The 16119-nt window shown below is 57.0% G+C and carries 7 protein-coding genes; 2 read left to right on the forward strand and 5 right to left on the reverse strand.

Features of this window, described 5'->3' with window-relative positions:
- Nucleotides 1-322: 322 nt before the first annotated feature.
- Nucleotides 323-9658: a hemagglutinin repeat-containing protein gene (locus JQN73_RS09470; RefSeq protein ID WP_205322802.1), complete on the reverse strand. Its 9336-nt coding sequence runs from the start codon at nt 9656-9658 to the stop codon at nt 323-325.
- Between the two features lie 393 nt (nt 9659-10051).
- Here JQN73_RS09470 and JQN73_RS09475 point away from each other — a divergent pair, with 393 nt between their 5' ends.
- Together JQN73_RS09475 and JQN73_RS09480 are read left to right on the forward strand one after the other, a co-directional pair.
- On the forward strand, nt 10052-10261 hold the full coding sequence (locus JQN73_RS09475) for a hypothetical protein (protein ID WP_205322803.1): 210 nt from the start codon (nt 10052-10054) through the stop codon (nt 10259-10261).
- A 123-nt stretch (nt 10262-10384) separates the two neighbouring features.
- Nucleotides 10385-10720, forward strand: coding sequence for a hypothetical protein (locus JQN73_RS09480; protein ID WP_205322804.1), 336 nt, complete (start codon nt 10385-10387; stop codon nt 10718-10720).
- A gap of 141 nt (nt 10721-10861) precedes the next feature.
- Here the strand turns inward: JQN73_RS09480 and ggt are convergent, their stop codons facing one another.
- The 4 genes from ggt to JQN73_RS09500 form a co-directional block, all read right to left on the reverse strand.
- Nucleotides 10862-12523, reverse strand: a complete 1662-nt coding sequence (gene ggt / locus JQN73_RS09485; RefSeq protein ID WP_240162544.1) for a gamma-glutamyltransferase — start codon at nt 12521-12523, stop codon at nt 10862-10864.
- A gap of 434 nt (nt 12524-12957) precedes the next feature.
- Nucleotides 12958-13935, reverse strand: a complete 978-nt coding sequence (locus tag JQN73_RS09490) for a polysaccharide deacetylase family protein (protein ID WP_240162488.1) — start codon at nt 13933-13935, stop codon at nt 12958-12960.
- 77 nt (nt 13936-14012) lie between these two features.
- The gene (locus JQN73_RS09495; protein WP_205322806.1) at nt 14013-15320 is read right to left on the reverse strand and encodes a DEAD/DEAH box helicase; all 1308 of its coding nucleotides are present in this window, start codon (nt 15318-15320) and stop codon (nt 14013-14015) included.
- A gap of 338 nt (nt 15321-15658) precedes the next feature.
- Nucleotides 15659-16084 (reverse strand): VOC family protein, encoded by a 426-nt coding sequence (locus JQN73_RS09500; RefSeq protein WP_205322807.1) that lies wholly within the window; start codon nt 16082-16084, stop codon nt 15659-15661.
- Between the last annotated feature and the right edge of the window lie 35 nt (nt 16085-16119).

Raw genomic sequence — 16119 nt, forward strand, 5'->3', positions numbered from 1 at the left:
CCCAACCCCGCCCAATTAGCGGGGATGGAAGCGGCTTTTTTTGATTTAAAGAATAGAGAAGATAAACAAATTCATCGGCCACAACTGCGTTTCTCAGCATGCCAGCTTAATGTTCCAGCCCAAAAACCAATAAATAAAATACCTAATGCGCAGCGTCCAATACGATTCCAGGTCGGCAGTTGGAAGGGAATGTCGTGAAATAGCCAGCGTATTAATGGTATTGCCAAAAATTCACCGATCAGCAGAATTCCGATGAACCCAGTTAATAAGAACACGATGACAAAATACGCCCATCGCCATAGCTCAAATTTAGTCTTCGACCTCATTTCTTATTCCCATCATTATTTTGTACTCCACTCCCCGCTCCCTCTTGCATTGCATTTCCCACCACATTTCCCGTCCAAGAAGGAATCGAACTCTTCGGCACCCACACCGACATACCCATACCAACATCTTTCCAGTCCTGACGATACCAGGGATTAAGTGCGTTATTCATACTGCCTTCGATTTTAGAGCCAATCGGATAGCCGATCGCTGTACCAATAGCAGCGCCGGTCATGGGGTCATTCGGATTCCGACCTTGCATCCCGGAGCCAGCCAACGCACCGCCTATATTAATAAGCATTGCCGGAATAAACCCCATTCCGGTAGAACCCCCACCGGTCACACCCGCCAAAGCGAAACTCCAACCATCAAACGGATTACCAATAATCCATTGCGCTGTCCCATTAACGCCCATCCCAATTCCAGCACCCGTACCAGCCATGCCTAAAGCAGGCAATCCAGTACCAGTAATCAGCCCCAGTCCGATCATCCCAACGCCAGCCAATGCCGTCCCTACCGGATCTTTTTTAATATGACCCTTCACGAGATCGTCATAGCTCAGCCCAGTCCCAACTTGCGCCTGTCCGTTGTCATGCGCCCATTGGTTCGGTCCGATAAATTCATCGTTGTAATGGTGATTAGCAAATTGCGTGTCCTCTATGTCACCCTCGCAGTTCAGATTCTGGCAACCGATGATGCTGCGTAGTTCGTAATCATGTTTGCCACCGGCGACATTCGCCGTCTCCTGATCAGAATTGCTCAGTATCTCGGCCACAATGCGGGCTTCGGCATCTTGCTCACTGATACCCAGTTTCTTTGCGACTAACCGGGCATGCTTTTTCGCCAGATCATATTCGCTTTGATGCAACTGCCGATTATTAGCGTCCGCATTCTTCCCCATCATCCCGCCCATGCCAGCGCTATCCATCCCGCCGCCTGCTAATCCGCCTGCAGCCGCACCGACCAGCGTCGCTCCCAGTCCCATCATGTCGTTGTAGGCCTGCAGTCCTTCCTTGCTGCTGATGTCGTAGCCGTTATTGAGCAGGTATTCGCTAATGAGCGGTGACATCTTTTCAACACTCATGCCTGCTGCGACGCCGCCAGCAGCGCTGCTGTCACCGATCTTTGCCTGGATCAGTCCGACGATACCGTGCAGCGCGATCTTTTGGGGGGAGCCGTCGGGGTAGCCGGCTTTTTGTGCGATGTCGCCGACCATGCCGTTGAGGGCTGCGCCGGCGATGTCGGCGGCGCGCTGGTTGTCTTGTGCGCGTTGTTGTTCTGCCTGTAAATTGTGGGCTTGCTGCAGGGTTAAGGTGTTGCTGAGGGTCTCGTTGGCGGTAGCGGCATCGCGCTGCGTTAAGGTCTCGGCGGTGGCCTGGCTGTGGGCGTCGGTGGTGGCGTCGCCGGTGCCGGTGATGGTGACTGTGGACGGGCTGATGACGCTGTCGGTGTGGCTGGTGGCGTCCCCACTCTTGGGCATGCCGGCGCCGCCGGTGAGGTTGCCGAGGACGTTGCCGGTGAGGTTGCTGGCGAGGCCGTTGGTGGAGAAACCGGCACTGAGGCTGTCGGCGGCGATGTGTTGTTGATTGATCAAATCGCGGCTGGTGAGGCTGGCGGTGCGCAGGGTGTTTTTTTCCTCTGGGGCGGTGCTGGTGATGGCGCCGCCTTCGAGCGCGGTGTTGCCTTTGACGTTGAGCGTAAAGCCGCCGGTGCCAGCGGCGATGCCACTTTGTCCGTGCGCACTGCGATAGTGGTGGTCGACCGTTTGTCTGGCGTAATTGACGCTGCCGGTGAGCATGCTGCCAACACAAATTGGCGGAATACAGAGGCTCAGACTAAAGCCGCCGTTTTCTTGTTTGCTGTCGTACGCACTCTGGTCTTGTAGCGTGCGGATGGTGAGATTGCCACCGATATCGGCGTCGATGTGATTGGCTGCCAACTGCGCGCCGATCAGCGTGGTGTCGCCGCCGCTCTTCATGCTGAGGTGGTTCGTCGCATTGATTTGCATGTTGTCGTAGGTCGTTTCACTGCCGCTTGCGTGACCCTTGGACATCGAGGCGCCAAGCTGGAAACTCAGGCCCGTCTGTTCGCCGTTCGAACCCAGGGTGGCACCGATCCCGGCGCTGGAGCCGCTATTGGAGGAGGTCAATGCGGCGGTGTTTTTAGCGGCAATGAGATTGATATTCCGGGCGGCATCGAGCGCGATGTCGGTGGCTTGCAGTTTGGCACCTTCCATCGTGATGTCGCCTTCGCGGGCCGTGACAGTAATGGTGCGCCCTTGTACCGTGGTGCCGCGTGACTGGCTGGCACTATTGTGGCTGTCTTGCTGGCTATGGCTGCTGCCCAGATTGACGCTGACCCCGAAGCCGCCGCTGCTGCTGTTTTGCGGATTCGGGTCGAGCGCGGCAGCGGTGGTGGTAGTCGTTAATCCACCGGTGGCGAGTTGATAGGCGTCGTAGCTGGCTTTTAAGCGTAACGCCCCTTTGAGCCGGTCGTTGCCGGTGTGCTGGCTGGCGCTGAGGTTATCGCCAATACGGGTGAGCGCGCCCCCGAGGGTGCCGGTCAGGCTGCTGCCCAAGGTGGTGCTGTGGCTTTCGGCATGATCGTGACTGCTGCTGGCATCGTGGATGGCTTGCAGGTCGACCGCGTTGCCGGCGATGGTGAGAGTGTTTTTTGCCAATAATTCAGCGCCCTGGGTGGTGACGTTGCCTTGGCCGGTCCCCTTGTATTGCGCATCCAGGCCAGCTTGCAGCGTCAGATTGCCGCCGTTGGCAGATAGCAGGCTGGTACTGTGGGTGGTGCTGGTGCCGCCACCGTCTTGGGCGGCGGCGGTCTGGCTGAAGTTCGTGAAGCGGGCATTCATGCCGCCGATGAGGCCGACGCTGGTGCCACTGCGGTGACTGTCCGTGGTGGACGTCTCCGTATTGGCCGCGGTGACGATGTTGATATTGCGTCCGGCGAAGACGCCGACATCGCGGTCTGCGGTGATGGCGCTGGCGCGCACGGTGGTGTCCCGCCCGCTGATCAGATGGACGTTGGCACCACTGATCTCGCTGCCGCTCTGGCGCACGCTGGTGCCGCCCTGACGGTGCGCCTGTGCGCTGTTGCCATAGCTGATCCCCGTCAACAGGCCGCCCGAGAACCCGGATTGGGTTTCTTCGCGTTGGTAACTGCCTGCGCTGGTATTGCGGGCACTGAAGATGTTCAGGTCGCGTCCGGCATTGATGGCGAGGGCCTGTTGGGCGGTGACCTGGCTACCCTTGATGGTGGTGTCGCGCCCGGAGACGATGGCAATGCTGTTGCCGGTGAGGCGACTGCCGATGGCCTCACTGTTCTGTTGCAAGTCGAGCATGTGCGAACGTGACGACCCTGACAAGCCGTGCGTGGTGGTGGTAATTTCCTGGTCCTTGCTGCTGGTTTGTTGGGCAGAGGTCACATTGACATCGCGCCCTGCGGCCACCGCCAGTGCGGCATCGGCCTGCACTGCGGCCGCATGGAGACGCACATCTTGCCCGGCGGCCAGGGTAACTGTGCCACCGGCCTGCAGCACGGTGCCCTGGACTTGGGTCTGGTGTTCGTTGAGATGGTTGTGCTCGCCATAGGTCACGTTGGAGGTGGCCTCGGCGGTGCGTGTGGTCAGGCTGAGATCACGGCCCGCCACGAAGGCGGCATCCCCGGTGGTGTGAATGGCCGCAGCGGTGAGTTGAATGTCGCGCCCGCTCTGCATGCTGAGCTGATCGGCATCCACCCGGGCCAGCTGGCTGAGGCCGACGTTGCGACCATTTTTGCTGCTGGCGGTGCTGGTGACACTCTCGATGACGATGTCGCGTCCGGCCACCAGGCCGACGCGGTGCCCGGCAATGCTGCCGCCGTGGTTCAGGAGATCGTGATCGGCCACCAGCACGGTGGTGCCGGTGGTGGCATCGCTGCGGATCGCGCCCGTGTTATGAAGATCGGTCGCGTGGATCAGCAGGGTGTTGGTGGCCTGCACGGTGCCACCGTTATCGAGTGTGCCGTGAACGTTCAGATCCATATCGCGCCCGGCCATGACTGATCCGGTAGGAGCGGTATTGCCAGCATCGCCCGCCTCGCCCCGTGCCAGATACACGACGGGGACGAAGACGCGTTGGGTACTGCCATCGGGGAGTGTCACGGCTTGCGATACTAACCACACCATGTCATGGGTTAATGCGGCCATTTGCGCCGCCGTCAACGCCGTGCCGGGCGTCAGTTGCCACTGGGCAGCGCTGGCGAGGCCGCTTTCCATCAGCGCCTGGTATTGCGCTTCGTTGCTGGCAAAGTCGCCTAAAAAGCGCTTGCCGGTTAATTGGGTGATTTGATCGTTGATCAGCTTTTGTTCATAAAAGCCGTCGCCCAGCCGTTTCTGGGTCCGCAACGGATCGATGCCGAGGCGTGCCAGCAGATAATCGCTGGAGAGGAACTGGCGGTAATTGGTAAAGCTGGGATCAGTCTCCACCAGATAGGGAGAATGGGGGTTGGGGGAGAGCGGAAACAGTTGACTGTTGCCAATCGTGAGATTGGGCAGCGGTACCCCCAGTTGGCCGACCGTTTGCGGGTGACCGGCCAGTCCGGTGTTGTTGCCGGCAGAGCCGTCTGCATTGTCGACGGTCTGGCCGTTTCCAGCCAGATGATGGGCTCCCTGATTGTTGCCGATCCCGCCGCTATCGGAGGAAGGGACCCTGTTGCTATCGACGCCGGTGCCGAGGGCCCCATTGTCGCCCTGCTCCGGGCGGGTATCTTCGCGCACCGTCCAGACCGGTAAATCGATGTGTTGCGACGGCAAGATGACGTCGTACGCGGCACCATCGTTGTCATAGGTGTAGTGATCCTGATGCGGATGGCCGCTCACCCAGTGATAGTAATTGTGCAGGGCGGTCATGTGGTTGGTCGTCACGATTTCGCCCGGTGCACCGAGGTTATTGAGGCTACCGACCTGGCCGCCTAAGGTGCCACCGGCAATGAAGGTGCTTTTGTCATTGGTGACGTTGCCCGATAAGGTCATGTTGCCGCCGGAAGTGATCTGGCCGGGGTCGCTGGAGATCACTTCGGTGGTGCGCACGATTTGCGTGTAGTCCTGTTTGTAGAACTTCTCAAAGCGGCTGCCATCGGGCAGGATCAGCACCATGCCGCCGTTATTGTCCCAGCTGACCTGATCGGCGTCATACCAGATGTCATCATTCCAGACACGGTATTGCGTGACGCGCCGGGTCCGGGTCGGGTCCGCCACCAGCGCGGTGCTGAAATGCCGGTTTGCGTTGGTCAGATTCGCCGTGTGCAGCGTGAGATCTTGTCCTGCTTCGATGCTGGCTGAGGCATTGACGATGGACACCGCGTTGCCCGTTACCTGCTCCTGGGCGTCCAGCGCCCCTCCGAGCACCATGTCGTTGAGACTGATCAGGCTTGCGTGTTCGCGGTTAACGAGGCTCTGTGCCCCGATCATGAGGTCGTGGCGGGCGGCGATGACACCGGCCTGGGCGGTCGTGCCGTCGGCGTGCAGCACGCCGTCGTTGGTGACGGTGTCGGCCCCAATGACCACATCATCGCCGTAGATGCGCCCCCGGTTATAGACGGCGCGGGTGGCCTTGATGACAGTATTGCCATTACCGGCATTGATCAACGCACCGAACTGGTTCGTGACATTGGCCGCTGACAAGCGCAGATGGCGCACCGCTTCGAGCTGACCGGCATTGGTGAGCGTGCCGGTGGTGGTGAGCGTCACATCCCGGTTGGCGCGGAGGACATTGCCCACCGTGTTGGTGTAATCGCCCTGCAGATGGAGCGTGGCGTCTTGTCCGGCCAGAATGGTACCGTCGCCGATCAGGGTAGCGGCGGTGATGGTCGTATTGTGATCGCTGCTGATGGTGCCTGCGGTATTGATGACGTCTGCGCCGGCGGTCAGCACGATGTTGCCGCCATCCCCTCCGGTGTTGCCGATCTGACCACCACTGTTGTCGAGACGGGCAACCGCCATCGTGGTGTCGCCCGAGGACGCAATCGTGCCCGCGCGATTGGTGAGCGTGGCGGCCGCTTGTTGCATGCGCAGATGCCGTGCGGCAAACAATTTCCCCTGATCATTGTCGAGGTGCTGCGCAATCGCCAGCGTTACATCGTCAGCGGCAATGATCTGGCCGTGCGTGTTGGTCAGACGGTCCGCGACCAGCGTCAGCTTGCCATTGGCACCGATCATGCCTGCGGTATTGGTGATGGCGGCACCGCCGTCGAGCGTTGTGGCACCGCTGCCGCTGTTGGCGATCCGGCCGCCGCTATTGTCCAGGCCGGACGCGGTCACCGTCAGCGTTGCGTCATGACCATTGGCTTCGATCCGACCAGCGTGGTTCTCCAGCGCGCCGGTGGCACTCACCGCCATCGCGCCGTCACTCTGGATCACGCCGCTGGCGTTGGTGAGCGTACCATCGGCCTGCACCGTCACATCCTGTTGTGCGTAGAGGGTCCCGGCCGTATTGTCGATTGCGCTGGCGTGAATCTGCAGGTTACCGGCGCTCCCAATTAAGCCTCCGATGCCTTGCGCGGCCGTATTGTACAAGCCTTGCCGGAGGGTCATCGAGAGCGCGGCCGCGCCAAGATTCTGTACGGTGCCTGCGGCATTGTTGAAGCTGTTCGCGTGAACGGTAAAGCCATTTCTGAGCGCGGCCATTTTACCGTGGGCGTTATTGATATTGCCTGTCGCCTGCAGCGCGATCCGGTCGCCCGAGAGGGAACCACCGCTGTTGTCGATGTCGCCCTGCGTGGCGCTGAGGGTGAGGGCATCTGCCCCGAACATCGTACCGGATTGGTTATTGATGGTCGCGGCACGGGCGTCGAGGGCACCGTTACTGCCCAGGGTGCCACCCCGGTTGTCGAGAACACCTGCGCCGAGATGGATCGTCAACCTGCCAGTGCCAGCGTGAGAGAGGATGCCATCGGTATTATTGAAGTGCTGCGGGGTCAGGATCAGATCGGTGCTGTTGGTGTGAATATTGCCACCAGCCGAATTATCCAGCGTGTCGGTAACATCAATCACGCTGGTGTCGTGGCCAAACTGGGTGATTTCACCGTGGTGATTCTGTAAGTTGGTGGCATGCAGGCGCAACTGATCGGCGTTGATCTTGCCGCTGTTATTGTTGAGTTGCGCAATGCTGGCGTCAATTTTTGCTGCATCCAGCGTCCCCTGCGCGTTGCTTAACGCAGCCGCGTGTGCCGTCAGGGTGTCCGCTGCCGCCAGGCGACCGCCGTTGTTATTGAGGTGATTGCCGATGGTGACGGCTAACTGACGCCCAGCCGTGATGCTGCCGCTGTTGATGGCATTCACAGCGTTAATCATGACATCGCCATTGCCACCAATCACACCTCCTTCTACGCCATCCGCGCCCGTGCCCGCGATGTTGATCAACAGACCGCGTGCGTCCAACCACAGGCCATCGGTCCCTGATGCGGTGATGCGACCTGCGGTGTTGTCGATGTTGGCGGCACTGGCCGTCAAACCCTGGGCGGCTTGCACGCTTCCGCGAACATTGTTCATATCGCCAAACAGTTGCAGCAGCGCCCTACGGTTGGCGGCGATGCTGCCATCGCGGTTGTCCAGACTCACCGCATGCAGCAGTAGCTCCCCATTCGTCACCACAGTCCCCGCCGCGTTGCTAAATGCGCCGGTGTGAATGTTTAAGGTGCCGTTACCAGCCTGCGTGATGTGACCGCCTTCATTGTGCAGGCTGCCTGCTTGCACCGTCAGGTGATGGGCATTGGTGGCGAGGGTGCCGCCATGGTTATTGATCGCGTTCGCCGTGGTGATCGTGGTCGGGTCGGTACCGGATTGCAGCAGCGCGCCACCGACGTTCGATAATGCATCAGAATGGCTGCTCCACTGCGCCGTGTTGATGACACCGCCATCGTTGATGATCGCGCCGCTGGCGTTTAGGGTGGTGTGGCCCGTGGTCTGCAGCGTGCCGCCCGTGTGGTCGATATTGCCTGCGGTGGCCGTGAGGGAAACAGTGCCGTTAGCGCTGGTAACGGCACCGGTGACATCGATGTCGGCCGCTGTCATGGTCAGATTGCCGCCAGCGGTGTTGTGGCCGGTGGCGACCAGCGTGCCGTCGGCCTGCAAGCGCAAATTGCCAGCGAAGGTGGCCTGACCGGAACGGTCAATGCCGGCGGCCAGGATACCGCTGGAGGCGATCTGTGCGCCGTGCACCGACAGATCGGTGTGGGCGGCAATCGTGCCACTATTACCAATCTGACCACCACTGACGAGCGCCACGTTCTGCGCATACAGCGTGCCGGTATTGTCGAGGCCGTCGCTGCTGCGCAGGGTGAATTGTCCACCCGCATTGGTGTGACCGTTGAGCGTAATTTTACCATTGACGTCGAGGCTAAAGTCGCCGTTGGAGGCCATGTCGCCATAGGTGCGCACGCCGACTCCCGCTTCGGTGCCGACCAGTTTAATCTTGTTGGCGTACAGGCCGCCCAGCGCAGAGGAGTCAATCGCTATCGTCGGTTGACCGCCTTCGCCCTGGATGATTTCGATGCCGGTCATATCGGGCGTGACGCGGTTGGCACCGGTGACAATGCCCAGACGGCTGGCGTGAATCTGGGCGTTGGCGATCAGTGAACGGCTAATGAGGGACAGGCTGTCGTTGGGCGAGGCGTTGATGCCGCCGCCTTCGACCATAATCGCGCCACGGGTGACCCGGAACGCGGCCAGACTGCCTGCGCCGCCGAATTGCGGCACCCCGGTGGTCAAGGTGACATGGCCGCCATTGATCACGCCAAATCCATTGATGGACAGGCCGTTGGGATTGGCGACAATGACGTCGGCGCGTTGTCCGGCCACCTCAATATAGCCATTAAGGTGACTGGGCGAGACGCCGAGGGTTTCGTTGAGGATGACCTGCGCACCGGTATTGAGTTGGGCATTGCCCTGAATGTAGCCGCCCAGCGTGGTGCTGACCGAGGTCGGGCTGTTGTTGAGAATTAAGCCGTTACTATCGACGTTGAAGGCGCTGTAACGATTATGACTGAGCCCTGTCGCGTTTGGCTGGACGATCTGCACCACCGGCACGCCGTTGGCGGCCCTGTCGATCATGGGCGCAGGCCCGCCATGTTTATAGGCGATGGTTTGTGCCTGTACCAGCGTGACGCGCCCGAAAGTGGCTGCCACCAACACCGCCAACAGCGCAAAACGCATCGGCAGGAAAGTGAATCCGGCGGGGGCGTTGCCGCCCACCGAGCATTTACTGCGGCCCCGTGTGTTCTCGGCAACCGCGATATATTGACCGGAGGCATGGCTAAAGAGCGTACGATAAAACTGTTTATTCATGCCTCAACTCCGGTGTTACAAATCTGATCTGATCTGCGAATGATGGGTAGAAAAATGCGGTGTTATCTACCGGCGACCACACCACGGGAACGGCGTGAATTGGTCGATGGCAGGAGTTCAGTCAGAAGGGGGAGTTTGCAAAAAAAAGCGTGCTTGCCTATTTCCGTGCTGGCATTTGAGAGAACAGACTATGTCTCAAAAGCAAGGCAATAAACGGTACTGGCGCTGACAGTTAGGTAAATTGCTTATGTTTGAATACGGAGTAGTAAAAAATTGCAGGTTGGGTGATAGAGCAGAAACAGAACATAAGTCGGACATAAAAAGCAGAACATAAGCAGGGCATGCAGATGTGCAGTTTCCGCCGAAAATCAACGCTTCACAGAAGTTGCTTTGATGCCTTATACTGATTTCGTCCCTGACAAAGAGGGGAACGGGTTTAGCAGCCAGACTTATCCAAAGCGCACAAACGGCGCAATGCCGTATTATTTTGTGCGTTCACTATTGTTGTGCCTTTTTGGGGGGCAATGGTGGGGAGGCTTCGGCCTGCCGGTTGCTTTGGATACTGGTCTGCTAACCCTGCCATTTGCCGCCCACCCCGTTTAGCAGCGGGGCGCGGATTAATCACTATCCGAAGGAAATAACAATGCCGAGTATTACCACGTCCGCTCTCCGCCGTTTTCAGTCCATGACGCGGCTTATTAGCCACGCTAAAAAGGGGATGCAATCATGAAAAAGCCTGCCAATACAACTTCCTCATTCTCTACCGCATCAACACCAATACCAACACCAGAAGCAACCCATCAAGCCTTTTCATGGCTGCCTTCACACCATCAACATGATCAGAGCGCGCAGTTTTATGCCATGACGATCGATATCTGCCAGGGTGTCAAAACCTGCATCGATCTGGTGCAGGTAAGCAACGCGGACAGAGGCACTGATACGTTACCGATGTTGGATGTGAATGCCACCGAGCGCTTGCTGCGTCTCGCATTGATGTCATCTCAGATGTTGGCGGAAGTGGCGGAGGGGCGCATTGATGGGCTAGCTCCTGCCAGCGATTGATCCGGCGACCGAGTAAGAACTTTATCGGAAAAAAATAGATATTTTATGTTTTCAAGATGGAACATAGAAACGAAAAGAGGGAGCGCATGCGCTCCCTCTTTGTGCATTACAGTTCAGGTCGATGATCCGACCTGACAGGACTTAGTAGCCCATGGCAGCGCCGGCAGGGCGACGGCCGTCGTTGGCACCGTAGAAGAAGCCCGGCAGAACTTTACCTGATACACCGGCATCATTTCCAGAACTGGCTGCTGAAACACCGGCTGCACCTGGCAAGCCGATCATGATGACTTCAGCTGCGCCCCACGGGGTTTGTTCCGTCATTTTGTAGCCCATTCCACGCAGGATTTTCAACGTATCCGCTGACATGCCGCGAGTTTCGTAATACACCTCATCCGGCAGCCATTGGTGATGGAAGCGTGGTGCATCAACTGCTTCTTGCGGACCCATGCCAAAGTCGATCACATTAAGCGCTGTTTCCAGGGTAATGGTGATAATGCGCGAACCGCCTGGTGAACCCAGCACCATGAAGGTCTTGCCGTCTTTGGTGATCAAGGTTGGTGACATCGAAGACAGCGGACGTTTGCCCGGTGCAATTGAATTGGTGGCACCTTGTACCAGACCGTACAGATTTTTTACACCGATTTTGACGGTGAAATCATCCATTTCGTCATTCAGGAAAAAGCCTGTTCCCGGCGCAATCACGACCGCACCAAAGCGACCATTGATCGTGTAGGTGGTTGATACTGCATTGCCGTCCTTATCGACGATGGAGTAGTGCGTGGTCTCAGGCTTTTCGTGCGGGGCCATACCGGGCTGCACTTCTGCCGATGGGGTGGCTTTATCGGCGCTGATTTTTTCGCGGATTGCTGCAGCGTAAGGCTTGCTCAACAGACGCTCGAGCGGGTTTTTCACAAATTCCGGATCGCCCAAAAATGTGTTGCGGTCCATGTAAGCGTGGCGCATTGCTTCTGTCATGACATGCACTGCCGCTGCAGAATTAAAGCCCATCGATTTCAGGTCATAGCCTTCAAGCGTGTTGAGGATCTGACACATCGTCGCGCCGCCTGAACTCGGTGGTGGTGCGGACACGAAGACATAACCGCGATAATCGCAGGTCACAGGCGCAGTTTCGGTAATCTTGTAATCAGCAAAATCGGCCGCAGTGATGATTCCTTTGCCGCTCTTCGAAGCACGTTCAACGGCTTCTGGAATGGCACCTTTATAGAAAGCGTCAGGACCGCGGCGTGAAATAGCCTCAAGCGTTTTGGCCAGATCCTTTTGCACCAGACGGTCGCCCGGTTGCAAAGGTGAACCGTCGCGGCGCAAGAAAATGCGGCTGGCTTCCGGGTCTTTTTTGAAGTATTTGATTGTCGTATCGAGAATGTCGGTATCGCCGCGATTCAGGATAAAGCCGTCACGGGCTAATTTGATTGCTGGCAGCATCACCTGTGCGCGGGTCAATTTGCCGTATTTACGCTGTGCAGTGTCGAGTCCCAGCACAGTGCCCGGAACGCCGACTGCCAGATAACCATACAGACTGGCGTCGCCGATGACTTTGCCGTCTGCATCCAGATACATATTGGCGCTGGCTGCTGCTGGTGCTTTTTCACGGAAGTTAATGAAAGTGTCACGTCCATCGGCCAGATGAATGGTCATGAATCCACCGCCGCCGATATTGCCGCAGCACGGATTGACGACTGCTTGTGCGTAACCAACCGCGACCGCCGCATCAACTGCATTACCGCCCATTTTCAAAATATCGACACCGACTTGTGATGCTAAATGCTGAGAGGTCACGACCATCCCATTTTTTGCCTCGACCGCCGGTACCCCAACTGCGCCTGCATTACCAATTAAGGCCAGTACGAACACTGACGCAACCAACGGTTTTAACCAATTTTTGAGATGCATACATTCCCCTTTATGGACTGTTGTAATACCTGAAGTAATACCTGAAGATAATTGAAAGCTGCTGACTGAAATCTCATTGAAGCCTGTTTGCAGCCTGTTAGCAGCCTATAAGTAGCATGTTGGTAGAGGGCGAAAACGTCTAAAATTCATCAAGGCTGGCTGAATGCGCCAGCCAGGGATACATCGGCGATACCGATGCGATCGGCAGTAATCAATGGATTTTAGAGGGTCTCTGATCTGCTTATGGTGGCCGACAGCTGTGCCATTGTAGCTAGGTGCGCTATTGTTGTGTGTAGTTTTTGTTGTTTCTGCGTAACAACACGCGACTACATCCAGGCCCATAAAAAATTCCAGAAGCCGGGTAAGTGGGTGTTTTGGTCTCCGCTCAGCACGCTTCTGCCCAAGGCAGCGCGTTCGGCTTCTTCCTTGTTGTCGTAAAAGGCTTTGGGGGCGGTTGGCAACGCTACGGCGCGGGCGCAATCCAGCAAAATTTGCAGATATTCCGCCATGTGGTCGGCGGTGTAGCCATTGATGTCGTGGAAAGTAACGACGACCGGGATGCTGCCATCGACTGCTGGCAGCTCGCCTGCGGCGATTCTTTCGCGTACGTCCGTCAGCATATGCAACATATTCGAGCGTCGCCGTAAGCTGGCCTTAAAGCCGTAGATTTTGCCGTCATTCGCGCTGAGATCCGTCAGCAAAATATGCATGCCGTGTTCTTGATAAACGCCGAACGTGCGTTTGTCGTAGTTCCAGAATGGTGGCCGTACCAGCTTGGGTGCGCTGCCCTGAATGGCAACAATGTCGCCAATGCCGTCGTTGAGGGACGCTTCCAGTTTTTCCGGAGTGAGGAAGCGGTGATTCGCGTGGCGTGGCGTGGCAGTATGAAATCCCAGCAAATGTCCCTCGGCGACTTCACGTTCCAGGATGCTGCGCCCAAACGCTGTTTCCCCCGCGCCTGATGAGCGGGTTTGCACGAAAAAGAGTGCTTTTATACCGGGTTGCACCGGATTGAGCGCCAGCGTATTGAGGATCGAGAGCGTCGAGTTATCCGTCCTGGGCCGGGCCGGTCCGTCGTCAAAGGTGAGCAAAAAACGAATCGGTTGCTGAGTCTTTAACGCGGCCGCTGTTTGCGCTGACATCGGTACCGGCGTAATCGCGCAACCTGCTGCACCCAGCACCATCGAGACGATGATCACGCCGGTAATGATGTGTTTGAACCGTCCTAAAATGCTGGAGACAGCCTTGGATGGGGCAGTCGACATGGCACGGAGGTGATTCTTTGGCGTAAGGAAAGTCATCATGGAGAGGAGCCGTTCGCAGCGAACTTGTCGCTTTTAACTGAAAAAAAATGAGAGCGTTGATGCCGCAATGCGTCCCATCACTCTTTTTGGTTGAGCGCAGCCGCTTCACGCAGTTTGTCTTTTTTACTCTTGCGTTTGCCTTTTATGCCGCCATTCGCCGGATTATCCGGGGCGTTTTCGGATAGCGTATCGGCGTTCATCGTCCGGGCAATCGCACTTGAAGTCTCGGAAGACAAGGTTTCCACCGGTTCGAACCCGGCGATTTCTTCGCGTGCGCAGCGCAGATCATGACGCTTTTCTATCAATCGAAAGTGCGCTTCAGTATCCGCGCTGATGAAGCTGACAGCGATGCCGGTTTCTCCCGCCCGACCGGTGCGGCCGATCCGGTGCGTGTAGTCGACGGCTGAACGCGGTAAGTCGTAGTTCAGCACGACCGGCAATTGCGGAATGTCGATACCGCGTGCGGCCACATCGGTTGCCACCAGCACTTGCAAGTCGCCAGCTTTAAATTCTGCCAATATGCGGGTACGTGCTCCTTGGCTGAATTCACCGTGGAATGCGGCAGCTTTGATGCCGGAGCGATGCAATTTTTCCGTCACGTAATCGGCGGCGTATTTGGTGGCTACAAACGCCAGCACGCGCTCCCATTTGTTTTGTTTTAGCAAATGGACCAGTAATTGTGTCCGCCGTTTTGGATCAACGGCAATAGCGCGCTGAACGATGTCAGGCTGGGAAGCCGGTTCTGGCGCGATCGCAATGCGCTTGGGGTTGCGCAATATCTTTTTGGACAGGGCTTCCACCGCAGGGGGAAATGTTGCCGAAAAGAAGACGTTTTGACGACGTTCGGGCAACAACGCCAAAATCCGTCCTATTTCATCCGCAAAGCCAAGGTCCAGCAGACGATCCGCCTCGTCCAGCACAAGGATCGACACGGCTGAAATGCTGAGTGCATTATGGTCCAGCAGATCTAACAAACGCCCTGGTGTGGCCACTACGATATCTGCCCCACCGCGCAGTGCCATCATTTGCGGATTGATCGATACGCCGCCGAACAAGGTCATGATCCTGAGCGGCTGCGAACTGTGTTGCGCAAGCAGCTGCAGTGCCTCGCCCACTTGTGCTGCCAACTCCCGCGTTGGCACCAGAACAAGCGCCCGCGTGGACCGATCCCGAGACTTTTCGACGGACGGAGTATTTAATAATTGCAACAAAGGCAATGAAAAGGCGGCAGTCTTGCCGGAACCGGTTTGCGCCGATCCAACTACATCGTGACCTTGCAGAATGGCAGGGATGGCCGCGGCCTGAATGGCGGTGGGTTCAAGATAGCCTGATTCGCTAATGGCGTGCAAAAGTGAGGGCAGCAGACCTAATGAAGAAAATGGCATAGGGGAATGATCGGATTCGATGTAAAAGTGACTCAGAGAGTGACGCTGCGTGGCGGTGATGGCTAACTGTCATCAAAACCACATGGTTAGCTGCATGATGGTGGATTGTCCCTTGAATTGGGGGCTTTGACCACCGGCATCGTCATTAAGAGTCGGGGAATGGGGATTGATTTGGATTGATGTTGCTGATTAAATAATAATTTGCGAGGCAAAAATGCGAGGCAAAAATGCGAGGCAATAATGCGTGGCAATAATGCGAGGCAATCGCGCGAACCGTTCGATCAACGCCCGGTTCGCGCTGTGGTAAGTTTTGGAGCATCGTTCAGCATTGAAAGCAACTATTCCAAGGTATCGTTACGGTCTCTTTCACAGTTAATCATCCATGGAATGTTGAATTGATCGACCAGCATGCCGAAACGTTTCGCCCAGAAGGTTTCCGCTATCGGCATCTGGATCGTGCCGTTTTCCGCTAACGCGGCAAACACGCGTTCCGCTTCTTCCGGTTCGTCAATACCCAACATAACGTGGAAACCTTTGGCGGGTTCGTAATGATCGGGTGGGCTATCGGCACCCATCAACATCTTGTCGCCCACCATCATGCGGGCGTGAATAATTTTGTCGTGAAAATCAGGCGATGTCTGTTCAGCCATCGGCGTCTCGCCATAGGTCATCATGGCGATGACTTCTCCGTCGAGGCAGGTGGCATAAAAAGTGAATGCGGCTTTACATTGTCCATTGAAGCCGAGGTAGGGATTGAGTTGCATGGCAGACTCCTTGAGATATGTTCAAAATCACAATG

The organism is Glaciimonas sp. PAMC28666, from assembly GCF_016917355.1.
Classification (GTDB): domain Bacteria; phylum Pseudomonadota; class Gammaproteobacteria; order Burkholderiales; family Burkholderiaceae_D; genus Glaciimonas.

Excerpts from the sequence above, each read along its gene's own strand:
- JQN73_RS09470 (WP_205322802.1), bottom strand. The coding sequence starts at position 9,658 with ATGAATAAACAGTTTTATCGTACGCTCTTTAGCCATGCCTCCGGTCAA.
- JQN73_RS09475 (WP_205322803.1), top strand. The coding sequence starts at position 10,052 with ATGCCTTATACTGATTTCGTCCCTGACAAAGAGGGGAACGGGTTTAGC.
- JQN73_RS09480 (WP_205322804.1), top strand. The coding sequence starts at position 10,385 with ATGAAAAAGCCTGCCAATACAACTTCCTCATTCTCTACCGCATCAACA.
- ggt (WP_240162544.1), bottom strand. The coding sequence starts at position 12,523 with ATGGTCGTGACCTCTCAGCATTTAGCATCACAAGTCGGTGTCGATATT.
- JQN73_RS09490 (WP_240162488.1), bottom strand. The coding sequence starts at position 13,935 with ATGATGACTTTCCTTACGCCAAAGAATCACCTCCGTGCCATGTCGACT.
- JQN73_RS09495 (WP_205322806.1), bottom strand. The coding sequence starts at position 15,320 with ATGCCATTTTCTTCATTAGGTCTGCTGCCCTCACTTTTGCACGCCATT.
- JQN73_RS09500 (WP_205322807.1), bottom strand. The coding sequence starts at position 16,084 with ATGCAACTCAATCCCTACCTCGGCTTCAATGGACAATGTAAAGCCGCA.